The sequence below is a fragment of the Bradyrhizobium sp. UFLA05-109 genome (genome assembly GCF_054185165.1).
Map to the genome: position 1 here is coordinate 16,066 of NZ_JBBIAR010000013.1, position 19,864 is coordinate 35,929.

Consider the following 19,864-nt stretch of genomic DNA (forward strand, 5'->3'; position numbering starts at 1 on the left):
CGACAGGGAACAAAATGCAGGCAAAGGAAGCCCCATGATCGAGTTCTTCTTCGACTGCTCCAGCCCCTGGACCTATCTCGCCTTCCACAACATCCAGCCGTTGGCAAAGGAGCTCGGCGTCGAGATTTCCTGGCGGCCGATCCTGGTCGGCGGCATCTTCAACAGCGTCAACCCCAGCGTCTATGCGCAGCGCGAAAAGCCGGTGCCGCAAAAAGCGCGCTACATGCTGAAGGACCTCAACGACTGGGCGCGCTCGGCGGGGCTCGCGATCAAGATGCCGCCGACGGTGTTTCCGGTGAACAGCGTGAAGGCGATGCGCGGCTGCATCTGGCTCGGCAAAGACATTGTGCCGTTCGCGACCTCGGTGTTCGAAGCCTATTGGGGGGCGGACAAGGATATCTCGCAGGACGCGGTGCTCGGAGACATCTGCAAGACGGTCGGGGTCGACCCGCAAAAGTTCTTAGCCGGGATTTCCGAGCAGGGCATCAAGGACCAGCTCAAGGCCAATACGGACGAGGCCGTCGCGCGCGGTGGCTTCGGCTCGCCGACCATCTTTCTCGACAAGACCGACATGTATTTCGGCAATGACCGGCTGCCTCTGATCCGCGAGGCGCTGCTTCGCCGCAAGGCGAGTGCGGCCTGATGGTGCGGGCCGTGGTCTGCCGTGAGCTCGGCCCGCCCGAAAGCTTGCGGCTCGCAGCCTTCCCGTCGCGGCCGCTTGGGGAAGGCGAGGTGCGGGTCGCGATCCGCGCCGCCGGGCTCAACTTTCCGGATATTCTGATGGCGGCCGGCGAATATCAGCTCAAGCCAGAATTGCCGTTCACGCCGGGCGTGGAGGCTGCGGGCGATGTGATCGAGGTCGATGCTGCGGCGCGCGGCGTTGCGGTGGGCGACAGGGTCATCGTGAAGATGCGCTACGGTGCGTATGCCGATGAGGCAGTCGTGGCGGACTCGCAGCTGGTACCGATGCCGTCGACCTTCGACTACGCGGAAGGTGCGACCTTCCTGGCCGGCCACGGCACCGCCTATCACGCGCTGATCGATCGCGGCCGGCTCCAATCCGGTGAAGTCCTGCTGGTGCATGGCGCCGGAGGCGGTGTTGGACTTGCGGCGGTTGAAATAGGCAAGTTGCTGTGTGCGACGGTGATTGCCTGCGCCTCTTCGGAGGAGAAGCTTGAAATCGCGAAAGCAAAAGGTGCCGATCATCTGCTGCTCTATTCACGGGAGCCGTTCCGCGATGCCGTCAAGCGCATCACCGGCGGCCGCGGCGCCGACGTGGTGTTCGATCCCGTCGGCGGCGAGGTGTTTGAGAACTCGATGCGATGCATCGCCTGGGGCGCGCGGCTCCTGGTGATCGGCTTCACCGGCGGCATCGGCTCGGCGAAGACAAATCTGCTGCTGATCAAGGGCGCGAGCGTTCTGGGCGTGCGCGCCGGCGAAGCGGTACGCAAGAATCCGGCGCTGGGCGAGGTGCGCCTGAAGGCGCTGCTCGCATGGGCCGAGGAGGGCAAGCTGCGTCCCAACGTTTCGCATCGCTTGCCGCTGGCGGATTATGCGAAGGCGATGCGGCTCCTGATCGATCGCAAGGCGATCGGGCGCGTGGCACTGGTGATGGATTGACGCTCTCGCAGGGTGGGCAAAGACGCTCTCGCGCCGTGCCCACCATCTCTCAACGATTTTCGACAGAGAAGGTGGGCACGCGGAGCCTGTCATCGGGCGCGCATTCGCGCGACCCGGTGGCTTTGCGCACCCTACGATCTCGAGCCACGATCACCTCGGGAAGCATCCGTTCTGAAGGAATGCGATGGTCGCAGCGATCGCCTCCTGATTTCGCATCAGCAACGGATGCGAGGCGTGCACCACCACGTGGTCGGCCATGCCGTCGACCGTGGTGTTCGCGACCGCGACGCGCCCGTCATGGGGGCGCGCCAGCAAGGCGCCAGCCACCGGATCGATCGAGCGGTCACCGGCGATAATGCCGAGGGGATAGTTGATTGGCGGCAGCAGCGCCGCGGTCGCTACGTCGCGATGCGTGCCGAGCTGCTGTCCGGCGGGGCCGAAGAAGGCGCGGTAGGGGAAAGAGCTCATGAGGCGATCGGCGATCTCGCTGCCGCCATTGGGTGTTCCCAGCATCACGACGCGCCCGAGATTGCGCGTCCGGTGCCGCCCGAGATAGACGCGCGCCAGGAGGCCGCCCATGGAGTGGCAGACGAAATGCACGGAGCCGTTCACCGAGCCGGCAAATGATTCGATCGCGGGATGAATGTCGTCCGCGAGCTCTTGAAGCGCCTTGCGACGGCTGGCGTAGTCGAGGTTGAGCGTTGCGTAGCCGGCGCGCCCGATCGCAATTTCCATCTTGCGAAACGAGCGCGCCGTCCGGCTGATGCCGTGCAGGAGGACGACGCCGTCTTGCGGCTTCGTCAGCTCCAGGCTCACTTGTACTCGCGCTCCGTCCACCACGGAAAATAGTCCGGCATGTCGCTCGACACCTTGTTCTTGAATTGCGCGGGACGCTTTTCCAGGAACGACATCACGCCTTCCTTGACGTCGTCGGAGCGGCCGCGGGTATAGATGCCGCGGCTGTCGACCTTGTGGGCTTCCATCGGATCGTCGGCGCCCATCATGCGCCACATCATCTGGCGGATCAGCGCGATCGACACCGGCGCGGTCTTGGCTGCAATCTCCTTGGCGAGCGCGCGCGCGGTCGGCAGGAGGTCATCCGGCGGCACCACCTTGCTTATCAGCCGTCCGGCGAGCGCCTCCTGCGCCGGGAAGACGCGGCCGGTGTAGCACCATTCCAGCGCCTGCGAGATGCCGACGAGGCGCGGCAGGAACCAGCTCGACGCCGCCTCCGGCACGATGCCGCGCTGGGAGAATACGAAGCCGAAGCGCGCCGCCTCCGAGGCGATGCGGATGTCCATCGCAAGCTGCATGGTGACGCCGATGCCGACTGCAGGCCCGTTCACGGCGGCGATCACGGGTTTCAGGCTCTTGAAGATGCGCAGCGTCACCTGGCCGCCGCCATCGCGCACCTGCGGATCGCTGTAGTCGACCTGGCCGTTCGCAAGCCGCTTCACCGGTCCGCGCCGCGCGTCGCGGTCAAAGGTGTCGGCGCCGGAGGAGAGATCGGCGCCGGCGCAGAAGGCGCGGCCTTCGCCAGTGACGATGATGGCGCGGACGTTGTCGTCCTTGTCGGCGGCGTCGAACGCCTCGATCAGCTCGGCCTGCATTTTCGCGTTGAAGGCGTTGAGCTTCTCCGGCCGGTTCAGCGTGATGGTGAGGATCTCGTCGGCGACCTCGTATTTGATCGTCTCATACGCCATGGTGGCTTCCTTCCCTCGTTTTTTGTCTGATACCTAGCACGTCATTCCGGGGCGATGCGAAGCATCGAACCCGGAATCTGGAGATGTGACGCGAGATTCCGGGGTCGCGCTGACGCGCGCCCCGGAATGACGGAAGAGTTATTTCTTCGGCGGCGACGGCCAGGGCCTCTGCGCACCGCGCAGGCCTTCGAACGCCTTGGCCAGGCCGAGCACGCCGATGTCGTCGAAGCGGCGACCGACGATCTGCACGCCGATCGGAAAACCCTCGGCGTCGAAGCCGCCGTTGATGGATATCGCCGGGTTCTCCGACATATTCCATGGCACGGTATAGCAGATGTGCTCGAACGGCTTCATCGGATCGTTGGTGGGCGAGGCGAGCTCCGCCGGGAAATTCACGTTCGGCGCGGTCGGCGAGATCACATAATCGAGCTCGCAGAACAGTTTTGCGGCGGCGGCGCGGATCGCCATGGTCTGGTTGAAGCCGCGGATCACCTCGACGCCGGAGAGCTTTGCGCCGGACTCGCCCCATTTGAAGATGTAGGGCAGCACCTTGGCTTGCTCGGCAGGCGCGAGCTTCGCAAGATCGTCCCACATCCGCGCGCGCCAGAAATTGTCGAGACCATCGAGCATCTCGCGCGTCAAAATGCCGTCGACCTCGGTGACGACGGCGCCGGCGGATTCGAAGGCCTTGGCGGCTTTCACCGCGACGTCGCGCACCGGCTTCTCCAGCGGCAGGCCGACGCCGAGATCGAGCATCAGGCCGATGCGCAGCTTGCGCGGCGACTTCTCGAGCGCCTTCCAGTTGATGGTGTTGGCCGGCAGGCTCATGCCGTCGCGGCGATCCGGCTTTGCGATCACGCTCATCATCAGCGCGCAATCGTCGACGGTGCGGGTCATTGGCCCTGCGACGCGACCGACATAGGTCGGATCGATCGGCACGCGGCCAAAACTCGGCTTCAATCCGACGAGGCCGCACCAGCCCGCTGGCAGCCTCACCGAGCCGCCGATATCGGTGCCGAGATGCAGGGGGCCGTAACCGGCCGCAGCAGCGGCGCCGGCACCTGCGCTCGAACCGCCGGGATTTTTCGAGAGGTCCCAGGGATTGCGGGCCAGCGCATGGAAGCTGGACAGACCCGACGACAGCATGCCGTAATCGGGCATGGTGGTCTTGGCGAAGATGATCGCGCCGGCTTCGCGCAGGCGGGCAGCCGGCGGGGCGTCCTTCGCCGCCGGCACGAGCTTCGAGCTCGCCGCGCCCAGCGGCACCGGCACGCCCCTGGTCGCGATATTGTCCTTCACCGTCACCGGCACGCCATCGAGCGGACCGGACGGCTCGCCGCCGGACCAGCGCGCTGTCGAGGTCTTTGCGGCCTCGCGCGCGCCATCGGGATCGAAGGCGTAGAGCGCCTTGAGATGCGGCTCCCATGCGGTGACATGCGCGAGCACGTCGTCCAGCACCTCGCTCGGCGAGAACTGCCTGGCCTTGTAGCCCGCGATCAGATCGACCGCGGACAGATCGTGCAGCGAAGTGACCTTCTCTTCGGCGCGCAGCTTATGCATGGCCACCGACCGGCATGCGCTGCTCGATGATGCGGGCGAACATGCTGGCGCCGATCGGCAGGATCTTGTCGTCGAGCACATAGCCCGGATTGTGCACGGGCACCGAGCCGTCATGGCCGACCCAGAAATAGGCGCCGGGAATGGTTTGCAGCATGTCCGCGAAATCCTCGCTGCCCATCTTCGGCTGGGTTCGGGTGATCACCTTGGCGGGGTCGACGACGGTGCGCGCGACCTCCTCGACGACCTTGGACTGCTCGACCTGGTTCACCAGCACGCCAAAGGCATCGCGGATGTCGGCCTCGATCTCGACCTGGAAAGCGCTGGCGACACCGGCGCAGATCGTGCGCATGCGCTCGCGGATCAGCGCGCGCACTTCATCGGAGAAGGCGCGCACCGTGCCGCAGAGATGCGCTTCGCCGGGGATGACGTTGTAGGCGGAGCCGGCATGGATCTGGGTGATCGACACGACGGCCGCCTGGAGCGGCTCGACGTTGCGGCTGACGATGGTTTGAATGGCCTGCGCCAGCGTGGTTGCGATCACCACGGCGTCCTTGGAGCGCTCCGGCATCGCGCCATGTGCGCCATAGCCGTTGATGCGAAGGTCGAAGAAGTCGGCGCCGGCCATTGCGGGTCCCGGCAGGATCGCGACCTCGCCGAGATTGAGGTCCGGCGCATTGTGCAGCCCGTAGAGCTCGTCGCACGGAAACTTTTCGAACAATCCGTCCTTGATCATGGCGCGCGCGCCGCCGAGGCCTTCCTCGGCCGGCTGGAAGATCAGATGCACCGTGCCGTCGAAATTCCGCGTCTCGGCGAGATAGCGCGCAGTGCCGAGCAGCATGGTGGTGTGGCCGTCATGGCCGCAGCCGTGGAAGCGGCCGGGAATGGTGGAGCGCCATTTCAGATTGGTATTCTCTTCCATGGGTAGCGCGTCCATGTCGGCGCGCAGGCCAATGCGCTTTGCACCGGTGCCTTTGCCCTTGATGACGCCGATCACGCCGGTGCCGCCGAGCCCGCGATGCACCTCGATGCCCCAGCTCTTCAGCTTGTCCGCGACGATGCCGGAGGTGCGGACCTCCTCGAAGCCGATCTCGGGATGGGCGTGGAGATCGCGGCGGATGGCAGTGAGTTCGTCGGCATAGCCGTCGATGCGGTCGATGGTGGGCATTTTGTGCTTAATTCCTTAGCGTGATGGAGGCGTGAAAACGGGGCCGTTCGGCTTGATGCGGATTCCCGCGCGCAGGCGTGTCCAGGGCAGCGAGGCGGTATCCGCCGGCATCGCGCCCGGTGCGGCGCAGATCAGGAGTTTTGCGGCGATCGGCTCGAAGTCGGCGCGGAAGTGCACCGAGCTCTTGTTGACGAGGATTTGTTGCTCGGTCGGCTCGATGCCGACATAGCGGTACATCGCCTGGTCCGCGAGCTGCGCCTTGTGCGAGCTGACGACCACGCGGACCTCGCCGATGCGAAGGCAGGCGGAGGGGCCCATCTCCATCTCACGGCCACCATAATAGGGGCCCGGCGCGATGAAGCGGCCGTCGGACAGTTTTTCGACGACGAATGTCTCTCGATAGGGCTCGTCGCCGGGAATGCCCGACTTGCCGCCGAGCGACAGTGCCACGGTCGCGCCGACGCCGGCCGCATGCGCGGCCTTGGCGGAGACCGGATCATAGATCACGCCGGTCGCCGCACTCGCCTTGTTGCGCACCAGCGCGCGCAGCATGCCCGTGGTGTCGGAATCGCCGCCGGCGCCGGGATTGTCCTGGGTGTCGGCGATGATGATCGGCTTGCTCGCGCTCTTTGCAAGCTCCATGGCATGGCGCACGCCTTCGTCCGGCGAAAAGATCTTGCCGTCGAAATCGTCCTCATGACTTTCGATCAGTTTGACGATTGCGTCCGCTGCGCGGTCGGCATCGGCCTGGGTCTGGCCGTAGGCGAACACGCTTGGCCCGCAATCGCGGAAATCGGCGGCAGGGAAGCCGGGCGCAAAGGATAGCGTCAGCACCGCATCGCTTTCGAGCGTGGCGAGCTTTTCGTAGATGCTCTTGGTGGGCTGGTCGTTGGTGCACTGCCAGCTGATCGGGATCAGGAACGGCACCTGGCGGAACGCCTTGGCGAGGCGCTGCCTGGTCTTCAGGAGCAGCGCGAGGTGCCTGGCGCAGGCGCGGCCCGTGTCGGCCATGTCGACATGCGGATAGGTGCGGTAGGCGATCAGCGCATCAGCGTGCGCGACCATCTGCGGAGTAACATTGGCGTGCAGGTCGAGGCTGGCGACGAGGGGAACATTCGAACCGATGACGCGGCGCACGCGCGCGAGAATCTCGCCTTCGCCGTCGTCGAGATGCTCGGTGACCATCGCGCCGTGCAGGTCGAGATAGACCGCATCGAGCGGGCCGGCAGCTTTGATGCCGTCGACCATCACATTCACGATCTGCTCGAAGGCATCCTTCGTGACATGCGCCGAGGGGCTCGCACCACAGGCGATAGTGGGGATGAGTTCCCAGCCATTGGCCTCAGCCGCGTCGACGAAACCGGCGAGACCGACATTGATGCGCCGCATCACCTTCAAGACATCGGCGCCTTGCGTCATCGCCGGCCAGCCCCCGCCATGCTGGAAGTCCGCGAACGTCGCCTTCGTCGGAGCGAAGGTGTTTGTCTCGTGCAGGAAGCCGCCGACGGCGATACGGGTCATTCAATTCTGGTCCAACGCAAATGATGCGCGCGACGTTACCCGCCTTTGCGGCAAGAGCAAGCAAGGCAGACAATCGCGCCGCGCATGGCGTCAAGCCGTTTTGGGAATGGTGCGACACGTCACTGTCAGAGGGAGGGAAGTGCGCGACCACACCTTCCGTGTCGTCCTGGCGAAAGCCAGGACCCATTACCCCGAGTGGGTTTTGCCGGAAAACGATGTGGCCCCTAGTCGTCGCAAAACTGTCGACGGTGGTAATGGGTCCTGGCTTTCGCCAGGACGACATTGGGGAAGATCCTAAGCGCTCGCCGCCGCGCTTTCCACCGGCCGGAAATTGGCAAAATCCCAGCCGCGGCCCGGCGCCGCATCAAGCAGGGACTTGGTGTAGGCTTCCTTCGGATGCGTCAGCACCTCGGCCGCCGGGCCCTGTTCGACGACGCGGCCGTGCTGCATCACGACGACCTCGTCGCAGATCTGCGCTGCGACACGCAAATCGTGGGTGATGAACAGGATCGCGATACCGAGCCGCTTCTGGATCTCGTCAAGAAGTTCCAGCACCTGTGCCTGCACGGAGACGTCGAGTGCGGAGACCGCTTCGTCCGCGACCAGCACGTCGGGATCGAGCGCGAGCGCGCGCGCAATGGCGATGCGCTGGCGCTGGCCGCCCGAAAACTGATGCGGATAGCGCGACACGGCATCCGCAGGCAGGCCGACCAGCTCCAAAAGCTCACGCGCCCGTTTCAGCGCATCGGCGCGCGCGACGCCGTAATTGATCGGGCCTTCCGCAATGCTCTCGCCGACGCTGACGCGCGGGTTGAGCGAGCGGTAGGGATCCTGGAACACGATCTGGATTTTCTGGCGATGCGGCTGGAGCAGCCGCCGCGACAGGTCGGAGATTTCGCGGCCCGCGAGGCGCACGCCGCCCGAGGTCGGATCGATCAGGCGAACGATGCAGCGTGCAACCGTCGACTTGCCCGAGCCGCTTTCGCCGACGATGCCGAGCGTGCGGCCCTTGCGCAAGCTGAGGGTGACCTTGTCGGCTGCGACCACCTCGCGGCCTTTGCCGAAGAAGGTGCGCTCGCGATAGACCTTGCCGAGGTCGTTGGCCTCCAGGACGATCGGTTCCTTGGTCTCCGGGCGCGCTGCGCGCGGCACCAGGCTCGGAACCGAGGCGAGCAGGTTGCGGGTGTATTCCATCGTGGGATTGCGCAGCACGGAATCGAGCTTGCCGGTCTCGACCAGACGACCCTGCCGCATCACCGCAACGCGGTCGGCGATCTCGGCGACGACGCCCATGTCGTGGGTGATGAACAGCACGGCGGTGCCGTGATCGCGCTGGAGGTCGCGGATCAGGGTGAGGATCTGTTTCTGCGTCGTGACGTCGAGCGCGGTGGTCGGCTCGTCGGCGATGAGCAGTTTCGGCTCCAGCACCAGCGCCATCGCGATCATGATGCGCTGGCGCTGGCCGCCGGAGAGGCGGTGCGGATAGGAGGCGAAGATGCGCTCGACCTGCGGCAGCCGAACCTGTTCCATCATCTCCAGGATGCGCTTGCGCCGGGCCTTCGCGTCGAGATTGGTGTGGGCGCGCAGGACCTCGTCGATCTGACGGCCGACAGGAACGACCGGATTGAGCGCGGTCATCGGCTCCTGGAAGATCATCGCCATCTGCGTGGCGCGCAACTGCCGCAGGCGGCGGTCGGTCGCGGTCAGGAGTTCCTCGCCGACCAGCTTGACGCTTCCGCCGGTGGGTGTCAGCGAGCCCTTCTGCAACAGGCCCATCACGGTGAGCGAGGTCACCGACTTGCCGGAGCCGCTTTCGCCGACGAGGCACAGCGTCTCGCGCTCGCGGACCTGGATCGAAATGCCGTCGATGATCTTCGGTCCATTCGGCGCCTTGCCGATGGAGACGGTGAGATTGTTGATGTCGAGGACGGTGTTGGTCATGCAGCAAAACTCTCCGCCGTCATTCCACATTGCGCGATTGCGCAATGGGGGCGCGCGTCAGCGCGAGCCCGGAATCCATCGAGCCCCGATACGCGTGGTGAAATGGATTTCGGGCTCGCGACTTCGTCGCGCCCCGGAATGACGAAATGGGTGATCCTCACTTGCCCTCCCGCTGCTTCATGCGGGGGTCGAGTGCGTCGCGGGCGGCATCGCCGATCAGATTGATGCTGAGGATCGCGAGTGAGAGCAACAGGCCCGGCCAGAAGATCAGCGATGGCTTGATCTGGAAGAACTGACGTCCTTCGGCCATGATGTTGCCCCAGGTCGGTGTCTCCGGCGAGATACCGGCGCCGAGGAAGGAGAGGATGGCCTCGGTGAGGATCGCCGAGGCGCAGACGTAGGTGCCTTGCACGATCAGGGGCGCGATCGTGTTCGGCATCAGGTGGCGCCACATGATCTTCGGCAGTGACGAGCCGACCGAAATCGCCGCTTCCACGTAAGGCTCTTCGCGCGCCGACAGGACGACGGAGCGTACCAGGCGCGCCACGCGCGGAATCTCGGGAATGGTGATCGCGACCAGCACGGTCCAGATGCTGGCGCCCGACAGCGAGACGACGGCGATCGCGAGCAGGATGCTCGGCATCGCCATCAGACCGTCCATGACGCGCATCATGATGGAGTCAACCAGCTTGAAGAAGCCGGCGACGAGGCCGATCGCCAGCCCAATGGCGATCGAGAGAGCGGCCGAGCCGATGCCGATCAGCAGTGAGACGCGGCCGCCATAGATCACGCGCGACAACAGATCGCGGCCGAAGGCGTCGGTGCCGAGCAGGAATTGCGCCGAGGCCGGCTTCAGCCGCTGCGAGGGCGCGAGCAGGACCGGATCATGCGGCGCGATCAGCGGCGCGAGGATCGAGATCAGCGCGATCAGCGCGAGGCAGATCGTCGCGGCCGCGATGATCGGCGTCGACGTGAGGAATCCGAACCGCGGCCGCAGTGGCGAGGTGATCGGGATGGACGATCGGGGGAGAGTATCAACCGACATGCTTGAGCCTCAATACCTGATCCGCGGATCAAGGAGCGTGTAGGCGACGTCGATCAGGAGATTGACGACGACATAGATCAGCGACGTCAGCAGGATCATGGCCTGGATCACCGGATAGTCGCGCGCCAGCACCGCATCGACCGTGAGACGGCCGATGCCGGGAATGTTGAACACGCTTTCGGTGACGACGACGCCGGAGATCAGAAGCGCAAAGCCGGTGCCGATCACGGTGATCACGGGCACGGCGGCATTGCGCAGCGCATGCCGCATCATGACCGCGACCTCGCTGATGCCCTTGGCGCGCGCGGTGCGGACGTAGTCTTCGCCGAGCACGTCGAGCATTGCCGCGCGCGTCATGCGCGCGATCAGCGCGATATAGATGAAGGAGAGTGCGCAGGTCGGAAGGATGATGCGCTCGAAGAACGGTCCGAAGCCGGCGGTGATGCTCTTGAAGCCCTGCACCGGCACCCAGCGCAGGTCGATGGCGAAAATCTCGATCAGGACATAGCCGACCACGAACACCGGCACGGAGAAGCCGAGCACGGACAGGCCCATCACGAAACGGTCGATCCAGGTGCCGTGCTTCCACGCCGCGATCACGCCGAGCGGCACCGCGACGACGACGGCGAGGATGATGGTGGAGAGCGCGATCGAGATCGACGGCTCGACGCGCTGGCCGATCATCTTCAGGACCGGCAGGTTCGAGATCAGCGACGTCCCGAGATCGCCGTGCAGCAGCTTGTTGATCCAGGTGATGAACTGCACGATGAGCGGCTCGTTGAGGCCGAGCGAGGCGCGAATGCGCTCGAGCCGCTCGGGCGTCGCGTTATCGCCGGCGAGGATCGCGGCGGGATCGCCCGGGGTGAGCCGGAGCAGGAGGAAGACGAACAGCGCCACCACGCCCATCACGGGGACGGCGGCGAGGATTCTGCGAACGAGATATCCGAGCAAGTTGGATCCGTCAGATTAGAGTCAAACCGGCGAGGCGCCCTTCGGCAGGTTGCCACCAACCTAACGTTTCAGCAATTCCCATGCCATTGCGGCCGTCGTTTTTGCGGTGCAGCCAACATGCTTTGCGAGCGCGGTTCTTCTCGATGTCATTCCGGGCGTGCGAAGCGCGACCCGGAATCTCCAGAGTCCGGGTTCGATGCTTCGCATCGCCCCGGAATGACGGTGCCATACATCAAGCCAGCGTCGCGAGCAGCCCCGCCATCAATCGGCCGCGCTCGGCGAGGCTGTCGATCTCGATGTGCTCGTCGAGCGTGTGGGCATTAGCGCCGCGCACGCCCAGGCCGTCGAGCGTCGCGATGCCCATCGCGCCGGTGAAATTGCCGTCGGAGCCGCCGCCGGCGCTGGCATGTGGCAGCTCGACGCCGAGCTCGCGGGCAATCCCGCGCGCTTTCTCGTAGAGCGCCATGGTGCCGGCGTCGGGTTCCCAGACCGGCCGCGTGACGCCGCGCGTCACCTTGAAGCTGACATCATTGGTTGTGCCCGACAGCGCCAGCATCTTCTCGACGCCACGGTCGAGGTCGGCCTGGCGCTTGGCCATGGAGAGCGCCTCGCCGGTGCAGGTGGTGGCAACGCAATTGACCCACTGCCCGCCATGCACGATGCCGACCGAGAAGGTGCAATCATCCGTGGTCATCGCGTCGATCACGAGAATCTGCCTGGCCATTTCCCGTATCGCGGAACGACCCGAGGAAAGCGTCGCACCTGCGTGGCTCGGCCGCCCCGTTGCCTCGAGATTGAAGCGCGCGATCGCGTAGCGCCCGGTGACGACGCCGTTGTCGGGCCGGCCGGGCTCCGGCACCAGCACGTATTTGTTGCGCGCGGCCTCGGCCTCGATGATGTCGCGGGTCGATGGCGTGCCGACTTCCTCGTCGGGCGTGAACAGCACCGTGATCGGCAGCGGCGTTACGAAGGAGGCGCGGGCCAATTGCCTGATAGCCTCGAGCGAGAGGTAGTTGCCGCCCTTCATGTCGAAGATCCCGGGGCCATAGCATTTGTTGCCCTCGCGCCGCCATCTCAGCTTCTCGATGGTGTCGACGGGATGCACGGTGTCCATGTGCCCGGCGATCAGGATGCCGGGCTCGCCTTGCTTCGGATGCGGAAAGCGTGCGCGCACGGCGCCGCCAAAACCCTGCCGTCCGACGATGCGCTCGATCGTCGCACCCATGATCGCCATGTCACGCGCGGCGAGGTCGAGCATGCGGTTCACGGCAACCGCGTCCCAGGTCGGGCTTTCGCATTCGACCCATGCGCGCAGCCCCTGCAGCATGGCCTCGGAGTCAAAGGGAAGATTGGCTGGATTCATGGGCGGCCTCTTGAGGCTTCACACGCGCGGAACGTGCATTGCTTTGCAGTCAGGAAACGATCGGCGGGATGCGTTGTATAGCGAAACGCGCAAGGACGGAGCCCTTGTACGCGCCTGCATCGGCATGCAGCGAAAGCGGATTGACGCCTTCGATGCGCTCTGCAAGTCTCTAAAAATAAAGGCATTGCATGAGGTTGGTTCGCCCAAGGAACGATCCGCATGCTCAACCAATAACCTGCCTTTGACCAGTTTCACGTCAGGAGAAACTTCGATGTTCCACTTCTTGCGCCGGGGACGCAGCGCGATCGTCTCCAAACTCGCGCTGTCGGTCGTTGCGCTCACCGCACTGGCCTCGCCGGTCCTTGCCGCCGGAAAGACCATCACGGCCGTGATGCACTCCGACCTCAGAATCATCGATCCGATCTTCACGACGGCCTACATCACGCGCGACCATGGCTACATGGTTTACGACACGTTGATCGCGACCGATTCGAATTTCAAGATCCAGCCGCAGATGGCGGACTGGAAGATCTCCGACGACAAGCTCACCTACACCTTCACGCTGCGCGACGGCCTGAAGTGGCATGACGGCACGCCCGTGACGGCCGAAGACTGCGTCGCCTCGCTGCGGCGCTGGGCCAAGGTCGACGGCATGGGCCAGAAGCTGATGGACTTCACCGCCAGCCTGGAAGCGACCGACGCCAAGACGATCACGCTGAAGCTGAAGGAGCCGTACGGCCTCGTGCTCGACTCCATCGGCAAGCCGTCCTCGCGCGTCGCCTTCATGATGCCCAAGCGCCTCGCCGAAACGCCACCGGACAAGCAGATTCCCGAGCAGATCGGCTCCGGCCCCTTCAAGTTCGTGCAGGCTGAATTCCAGCCGGGCGTGAAGGCCGTCTACGAGAAGAACAAGGACTATGTGCCGCGCAAGGAGCCGTCGAGCTGGACGGCTGGCGGCAAGGTCGTGAAGGTCGACCGCGTCGAGTGGGTTACGATGCCGGACTCGCAGACCGCGGTGAACGCGCTGCAATCGGGCGACATCGATTTCATGGAGAACGTTCCATGGGACATGCTGCCGGTGCTCGAGGCCAACAGCGATCTGAAGATCGAGGTGCTGAACAAGTTCGGCTACCAGACGCTCGGCCGCATGAACTTCCTCTATCCACCCTTCGACAATCCGAAGGTGCGGCGCGCAGCACTGCTGGCGATGAGCCAGAAGGACGTGCTCGACGCGCTGGTCGGCAATCCCAAGTACTACAAGGTGTGCGGTGCATTCTTCATCTGCGACACGCCGTTCGCGACCGACGTCGGCTCCGAGACGCTGGTCAAGGGCGGGGGCCTGGCGGAAGCCAAGAAGGCGCTCGCCGAGTCCGGCTATGACGGCACGCCTGTGGTGATCATGGCGCCTGGCGACGTGATCACGCTGAAGGCGCAGCCGATCGTGGCGGCGCAGCAGCTCCGCGAGGCCGGCTTCAAGGTCGATCTCCAGGCGACCGACTGGCAGACCGTGGTGAGCCGCCGCGCCAGCCAGAAGCCGCCGAAGGAGGGCGGCTGGAACATGTTCTTCACCAACTGGGTGTCTGCCGACGTCTCCAACCCGATCGCCAATCTCTCGATCGGCGGGCTGGGCAAGAATGGTGGCTGGTTTGGCTGGGCGGAGGACGCGAAGATCGAGCAACTCAAGGACGCTTTCGTGCGCGCGCCCTCGCTCGACGAGCAGAAGAAGATCGCCACCGAGATACAGAAGGAAGCCTATGATCAGGTGATCTACGTCCCGCTCGGGCAGTACCTGGCGCCGAGCTCCTGGCGCAAGTCGCTCACCGGCGTGCTCGACGGCCCGGCGACGCCGGTGTGGTGGAACGTGGACAAGTCCGAATAGGCGTCACGCCGCAAAGTGGTATCGTGATGGTCGGGACCGAGCGTCCCGGCCATTTTCGTCTGTGTGGCAAGAGCTGCGCTTTTAACTGTTCCAGCTTCCGATCATTGCTATTTGTTTGTGTGCCTGAAATAGATGGCGCGCTCTTCCGTTCCTTTTCTCCGATTTGAGTGACGTGCCGATAGATTTTGCATTCCAGGCGATGGCCGAACGCTCGGACCGTGCGCCTGCACGCTGGCGCCGTCCCTTCCTGCGCTGGCTCGACGGCGTGGAGGCTGGCTGGGCCGTCCCGCTGCTGCTCACGGCCTTCACCGCAGTCTGGACGCTCTATCTCGTGATCGCCTATCTCGGCGCCGGCCTGCATCCCGACACGCTCGAGGCCTGGACGCTGGGTCGGCATTTTGCCTGGGGGTATCCCAAACATCCGCCGCTGATGGGGTGGGTGGCGGCGGCCTGGACCGCGATCTTCCCGTTGAGCGACTGGTCGATGCAATTGATGGCGATGGCCAATGCGGCGCTGGCGCTGTGGTTCGTCGACCTGATCACGCGCCGCTTCGTAAGTGGGCACAAGCGCCTTCTGGTGCTGCTGCTGTTGATGCTGACGCCCGCGTATCACTTCCATGCCCAGCGCTTCAACGCCAACAGCGTGCTGCTGGCGACCTGGCCGCTCGCGACCTTCTGCTTCCTGCGCGCCTTCGAGACGCGCGCAACGCGCTGGGCCATTGCCGCCGGTCTTGCGACGGCGCTGGCGATGGTCGGGAAATACTATTCGGTGTTCCTGGTCGCGAGCTTCGTGCTGGCTGCCGCGATGCATCCGGCACGGCGCGCCTATTTCACCTCGGCCTCGCCCTGGATCTCCGCCGTGACGGGGCTTCTGGCTTTGTCGCCGCATCTCCACTGGCTCGCGACCACGGGCGCCCCGACCTTCTCCTACGCCCTGGCGCATGCCAATGCCGACCTCGTCACGGCATTGGGCGAGGTCAAGTCATTTGCACTCGGGCTCGTCGCGGCGATGAGCGCGGCGGCCGTCACCTGGGCGATGATCGCAGGTGATCGGCTGAAACGTTTGCCGGCCGACTTCGTCGCGATGGATCCGGGATTGAAGCTGCAGTTCTATGTCGCGCTCGGAACGTTGCTCTTGCCGATGCTGACTTCGCTCGCCCTCGGCACGGACCTGCCGTCGCTATGGGCGTTGCAGGGCCTGTTCCTGTTCGTCGTGCTGATCGTGTGCGGCACGCGCTATCCGATCGAGCGCTTCTATGCCGTCAATGCCACGGTGCTGGTTGCTGGCGTCAGCGTCGTCGCGCTCGTGGTCGTGGCCCCCATTCATGCCGCCTACCGTAATGCGCACGGCTACGAAGAGGGCCGGGAGTTCTATTCAAAGGCGGCTGCCGAGCTCACGCGGCAGTGGCGCGATCTCACCGGCGTGCCGCTCACAGCCGTCAGCGGCGACGATGCGCTGGCCTTTGCCACCGCCTTCTATAGTCCCGATCATCCGCAATATTCGCGGCCGTTCGCCTATCAATATTCATGGGGCTTGCCGCGCAAGGCCACGCTGGAGCGCGGTTGGGCGGCGCTGTGTTTCCACGACCAGCCCGATTGCCTCGGCTGGATGGAGCGGACCTCGGCGCGTGCCGGTGATTTCGTCAGGCGCGAATTCACCCTTCAGGCGGAGCTCCTCGGTCGGGGCGGCGTGACGCGCAAGCTGGTCGCGCTGCTTGTGCCGCCGCATGATGATGGGACCAAGCCACCCGCGAGCCCTGCGGATGATTTCAGCGCGAGCAAGCGTGCGCCGCGATAAGGCGCTCCATCAACAATGGCTGTCGCGCAACTGCTCGAGCCCTTCGCTTGCGAAGGGCAGGGTGGTCTCTTGCTGTTCCGCGTGCTCCTGCTTGACCTCTTCGGCGTCCTGCGTTCGTTGGTCCTTACGTTCCGGTTCCATTCATATCTCCATTGCTGCAGGACAACATGGAGAAGTGAGCGAAGTTCCTGCTCGCGACTTAAGCGCCCGCGCGATGATGCGGCTGGAATAGCCGGCCCTTCTCCACCACGGCAACGACCGCGAGCGCGGCCAGCGTGCACAGGAAGAATCCGGTCGAGAACGGCAGCAACGTTCCGTCAAAGCTCTGGCCGATCGTCATGCCGACGACGATGCCGAACAGCGTCGTGATCGAGCCGTAGAGCGAGGACGCGGTGCCGGCGATGTGGCCCTGCGGCTCCATCGCGAGCGCGGTGAAGTTGGCTATCATCATGCCGAACGAGAACATCATCAGTGCCGAGAGCATCATGAACAGCCACAGCGGCAGCATGTGCAGGATCGCGGTGAGCAGCATGAGGCCGGCGGCGATCGCGTAGCCGACCAGCGCGCCATGCGAGATCACGCGCATGCCGAGACGCCCGACCAGCCGCGCATTGGCAAAGCCGGCAACCGCGGTGCCGGCCGCGATCGCGGCGAAGGCGAGCGGAAAATAATGGCCGAGATGATAGATGCCGGTGAAGACCTGCTGCGCGCAGAACACGAAGGCGAACAGTGAGCCGATGACGAAGCCCGCGGCAATCGCGTAGCCGAGCGTCTGCCGGTTGGTCAGGGTCTGGCGGAAGGCGTCGAGCACCTCGCGCGGCGCCAGCGACTTGCGCTCGCTCTCGGGCAGCGTCTCCGGCAGCCGCAGCACGGTCCAGCCGAGCGCGAGGAGACCATAGGCCATCAGCACGATGAAGATGCCGCGCCAATGCGTCACCAGCAGCACCGCTTGTCCAAAGGACGGCGCGATCACGGGCACGGCGATGAACACCATCATCGCCAGCGACATCACGCTCGCCATGCGCCGGCCGACATAGCAGTCGCGCACGATCGAGGTCGCGATCACCCGCGTTGCCGAGGTGCCGAGCCCTTGCAGCGCGCGCGCCAGCAGCAGCGTCTCGAACGAGGGCGCCGCAACTGCAAGCACGCTCGCGATCGCATAGACCGTCATGCCGCCGAGCAGCACCGGCCGCCGGCCGAACCGGTCCGACAGCGGCCCCATGACGAACTGTCCTGCACCGAAACCGATCAGGAACGTCGACAGCACGAGCTGGAGATGATTGGCGACGGGAATATGAAAAGCCGCTCCGATGTTCGGCAGCGCCGGCAGCATCATGTCCATCGCGAGCGGATTGAGCGCCATGATGGCGGCGATCACGATCACGAATTCCGGAAACCCCATCGGGCGGTGTCCCGAGGACACCCAACTGTCGGCATTGACGTCGGACACGTAGTTACCTCTGCAAGTGCAGATGCTGTCTTAGTAGGCATGCTGCGTTGCACAACCCACATTTGGGGATGGCAGGTAGGCGAGCTGGGAACCCGACAAGAATTGGTGCCGGTTGGAGAGGATGAGTTGGGCCGCGGCATGGGCTGCCAAATGGTGCCGCGCTATGAGGCGCCAAAGTCTTATCAGGAAGAAACCGAGAGTTTCCGCGCTCGTGCCCTGCTTTCCCAGCGTTCCAGCATTTGGCCCAAATCGCCAAGCTCGGCGGGAACAGCGTCCGTACGGGCTGCAGCTTCATTCGAGTTGGCCGGCCGCACCCATTCGGGCTCCACATAGCCCCTCCACCTGCGTGCCTGTTCGCGTCGTTTGCGCGACAGATGATCGCGCGTGAAATATCCGGCGGCGAAGGACATCGACATAAGGATCAGGAGGACAAAAAGGCCCTGCACCAAACTTTGCTCCGCTTCTTTCCAGGGGACGATAAGGGGGTACCAGGATGAGGAGCAATTGCAAAACGTATCGCGCTTTTCGTTGACAGAAACTTGGCCAAGTTGGGGAGGGCGGCAGAGCTGGATGCGATCGGTTTCAGTCGCGAAAACGCAGGCGCGTGCCCGAAAGGCACCGTGCATCAATTTTGCTGCGAAGACGACAGTGTGAAGAAAGTCGTGAACTGCGTGTGAAGCACTTCAGGGGGTTTGCGCATCTGGGTTCAATGACTCATTATCTCTTCCAGGAAGGGAAAAGTGAGATGCCCAACGACGATAAGCCCACCAAATTTGAGCTGCGCCGGCGAAGTGACGATTTAATCTATACGTTCGTGCGCACGACGAGAGCCGATGAGAGCGTTGGCTACAAGCGCGAAGACGGCGATTATTGGATCGAGTGGAAACCGGAATGGGGGTGGGTGGCCTGGGATGAAGCAAGCCAGTCTTGCATGGGGCGGCCCTGGAATGTCTTGCCGCAGGACCAAGGTGATGTTCCGCCTGAGGGAGACTGGGTCAGCCGGAAAGGCGACAAGTCCTACGTCTACCGTCTCGTTTACATTTCCTAGCACTACACAATGCTTCCCAACACGCTTACCATCGCCTCGGCTTCAAGCCACATCGGCGCTGACGTTCGCGCGAATGGCGCACATATCCGCGAACTGATGACCAAAGCCAAATCTCTCGGAGCGCGTCTAATCCATTTCCCGGAAGGCGCCTTGTCCGGATACGTGAAGACTGAAATCCACAAGTGGGATTCCGTGGATTGGCCAACCCTTCAGGCCGAGCTGGAGGACACCGCTGCACATGCTGCGGAGCTTGGTATATGGGTTGTCGTGGGGGCCAACTCTCCGCGCCCGCCGCCGCACTGGCCGCGCAATGCGCTCTATGTCATTTCAGACAAGGGAGCCACGGTCGGGCGCTACGATAAGCGGCTGATTTCCCATGCCGAGGCAACAAGCTGGTACACGCCCGGCACAGAGCCGCTCGTGTTTGAGGTGGACGGTTTTCGATTTGGATGCACCCTCTGCATCGAGATCCATTTCCCGGAGCTGTTTATGGAATATGCCAAGCTGGGTGTTGATGGTGTGCTCTACTCCGCCTACGCGGACGATCCTATCTTTGCAATCGAAGCCCAAGCCCACGCCGCCATGAACAATGTCTGGTTCAGCGTTGCGACGCCTGCCGTCAGCCGCCTCAAACTTCCGTGCACCCTAATTGGGCCGGATGGGCGACCCTTTGGGCAGGCAACCCCAGAGGCTGACCTGGTGTACGGCACATTGGACCGTGCAAGGTATGAGATCGCTTTGACAAAAGCTCGTCCGTGGCGGGCCGCCGCTCGCCAGGGCATCAAGCTCACCTCGCGCGAATAGCCTACCTATTTGCGAT

Annotated in this window: 18 protein-coding genes; 6 read left to right on the top strand and 12 right to left on the bottom strand. The window is 64.2% G+C overall.

Features of this window, described 5'->3' with window-relative positions; all coding sequences use genetic code 11:
• Positions 1 to 34: 34 nt before the first annotated feature.
• Complete coding sequence (locus Q3C01_RS11650) at positions 35 to 643, top strand: 2-hydroxychromene-2-carboxylate isomerase (protein WP_458145466.1); 609 nt, start codon at positions 35 to 37, stop codon at positions 641 to 643.
• The gene (locus Q3C01_RS11655; protein WP_458145467.1) at positions 643 to 1,620 is read left to right on the top strand and encodes an NADPH:quinone oxidoreductase family protein; all 978 of its coding nucleotides are present in this window, start codon (positions 643 to 645) and stop codon (positions 1,618 to 1,620) included. The genes Q3C01_RS11650 and Q3C01_RS11655 overlap by 1 nt, the downstream gene beginning before the upstream one ends.
• Positions 1,621 to 1,770: 150 nt before the next feature.
• On the opposite strand, the gene Q3C01_RS11660 is transcribed toward Q3C01_RS11655, so the two are convergent.
• The 9 genes from Q3C01_RS11660 to Q3C01_RS11700 all read right to left on the bottom strand — a co-directional run bounded on the left by Q3C01_RS11660 (position 1,771) and on the right by Q3C01_RS11700 (position 12,869).
• The gene (locus tag Q3C01_RS11660; protein WP_458145468.1) at positions 1,771 to 2,436 is read right to left on the bottom strand and encodes an esterase/lipase family protein; all 666 of its coding nucleotides are present in this window, start codon (positions 2,434 to 2,436) and stop codon (positions 1,771 to 1,773) included.
• Positions 2,433 to 3,323 carry a crotonase/enoyl-CoA hydratase family protein gene (locus Q3C01_RS11665; protein WP_458145469.1) on the bottom strand — a complete coding sequence of 297 codons (891 nt, stop codon included), beginning with the start codon at positions 3,321 to 3,323 and terminating at the stop codon, positions 2,433 to 2,435. Before Q3C01_RS11665 ends, Q3C01_RS11660 begins: the two co-directional genes overlap by 4 nt.
• Positions 3,324 to 3,461: 138 nt before the next feature.
• Complete coding sequence (locus tag Q3C01_RS11670) at positions 3,462 to 4,883, bottom strand: amidase (protein ID WP_458145470.1); 1,422 nt, start codon at positions 4,881 to 4,883, stop codon at positions 3,462 to 3,464.
• Entirely contained in the window at positions 4,876 to 6,048 is a 1,173-nt protein-coding gene (locus tag Q3C01_RS11675) for a M20 aminoacylase family protein (protein ID WP_458145471.1), read from the bottom strand. Before Q3C01_RS11675 ends, Q3C01_RS11670 begins: the two co-directional genes overlap by 8 nt.
• Before the next feature lie 15 nt (positions 6,049 to 6,063).
• Positions 6,064 to 7,569 (bottom strand): M81 family metallopeptidase, encoded by a 1,506-nt coding sequence (locus Q3C01_RS11680; protein WP_458145472.1) that lies wholly within the window; start codon positions 7,567 to 7,569, stop codon positions 6,064 to 6,066.
• A gap of 294 nt (positions 7,570 to 7,863) precedes the next feature.
• The gene (locus Q3C01_RS11685; RefSeq protein ID WP_458145473.1) at positions 7,864 to 9,510 is read right to left on the bottom strand and encodes an ABC transporter ATP-binding protein; all 1,647 of its coding nucleotides are present in this window, start codon (positions 9,508 to 9,510) and stop codon (positions 7,864 to 7,866) included.
• A gap of 157 nt (positions 9,511 to 9,667) precedes the next feature.
• Entirely contained in the window at positions 9,668 to 10,555 is an 888-nt protein-coding gene (locus Q3C01_RS11690) for an ABC transporter permease (protein ID WP_458145474.1), read from the bottom strand.
• A 9-nt stretch (positions 10,556 to 10,564) separates the two neighbouring features.
• Positions 10,565 to 11,506, bottom strand: coding sequence for an ABC transporter permease (locus Q3C01_RS11695; RefSeq protein WP_027526424.1), 942 nt, complete (start codon positions 11,504 to 11,506; stop codon positions 10,565 to 10,567).
• Positions 11,507 to 11,738: 232 nt separating this feature from the next.
• Positions 11,739 to 12,869 (bottom strand): M20/M25/M40 family metallo-hydrolase, encoded by a 1,131-nt coding sequence (locus tag Q3C01_RS11700; protein WP_458145475.1) that lies wholly within the window; start codon positions 12,867 to 12,869, stop codon positions 11,739 to 11,741.
• Positions 12,870 to 13,140: 271 nt separating this feature from the next.
• Here Q3C01_RS11700 and Q3C01_RS11705 point away from each other — a divergent pair, with 271 nt between their 5' ends.
• A complete protein-coding gene (locus tag Q3C01_RS11705; RefSeq protein ID WP_458145476.1) occupies positions 13,141 to 14,748 on the top strand; it encodes an ABC transporter substrate-binding protein in 1,608 nt (535 codons plus the stop codon).
• 199 nt (positions 14,749 to 14,947) lie between these two features.
• Positions 14,948 to 16,546, top strand: coding sequence for a glycosyltransferase family 39 protein (locus Q3C01_RS11710; RefSeq protein WP_458145477.1), 1,599 nt, complete (start codon positions 14,948 to 14,950; stop codon positions 16,544 to 16,546).
• 9 nt (positions 16,547 to 16,555) lie between these two features.
• Here the strand turns inward: Q3C01_RS11710 and Q3C01_RS11715 are convergent, their stop codons facing one another.
• From Q3C01_RS11715 to Q3C01_RS11725, 3 genes are all read right to left on the bottom strand, one after another.
• Positions 16,556 to 16,687: a hypothetical protein gene (locus tag Q3C01_RS11715; protein WP_458145478.1), complete on the bottom strand. Its 132-nt coding sequence runs from the start codon at positions 16,685 to 16,687 to the stop codon at positions 16,556 to 16,558.
• A gap of 58 nt (positions 16,688 to 16,745) precedes the next feature.
• Positions 16,746 to 17,996, bottom strand: coding sequence for a multidrug effflux MFS transporter (locus Q3C01_RS11720; RefSeq protein ID WP_458145479.1), 1,251 nt, complete (start codon positions 17,994 to 17,996; stop codon positions 16,746 to 16,748).
• Positions 17,997 to 18,178: 182 nt separating this feature from the next.
• The gene (locus tag Q3C01_RS11725) at positions 18,179 to 18,622 is read right to left on the bottom strand and encodes a hypothetical protein (RefSeq protein ID WP_458145480.1); all 444 of its coding nucleotides are present in this window, start codon (positions 18,620 to 18,622) and stop codon (positions 18,179 to 18,181) included.
• 119 nt (positions 18,623 to 18,741) lie between these two features.
• On the opposite strand from Q3C01_RS11725, the gene Q3C01_RS11730 reads away from it, so the two are divergent.
• Together Q3C01_RS11730 and Q3C01_RS11735 are read left to right on the top strand one after the other, a co-directional pair.
• Positions 18,742 to 19,044, top strand: coding sequence for a hypothetical protein (locus Q3C01_RS11730; protein WP_458145481.1), 303 nt, complete (start codon positions 18,742 to 18,744; stop codon positions 19,042 to 19,044).
• 9 nt (positions 19,045 to 19,053) lie between these two features.
• Positions 19,054 to 19,848 (top strand): carbon-nitrogen hydrolase family protein, encoded by a 795-nt coding sequence (locus Q3C01_RS11735; protein WP_458145482.1) that lies wholly within the window; start codon positions 19,054 to 19,056, stop codon positions 19,846 to 19,848.
• Positions 19,849 to 19,864 lie beyond the last annotated feature (16 nt).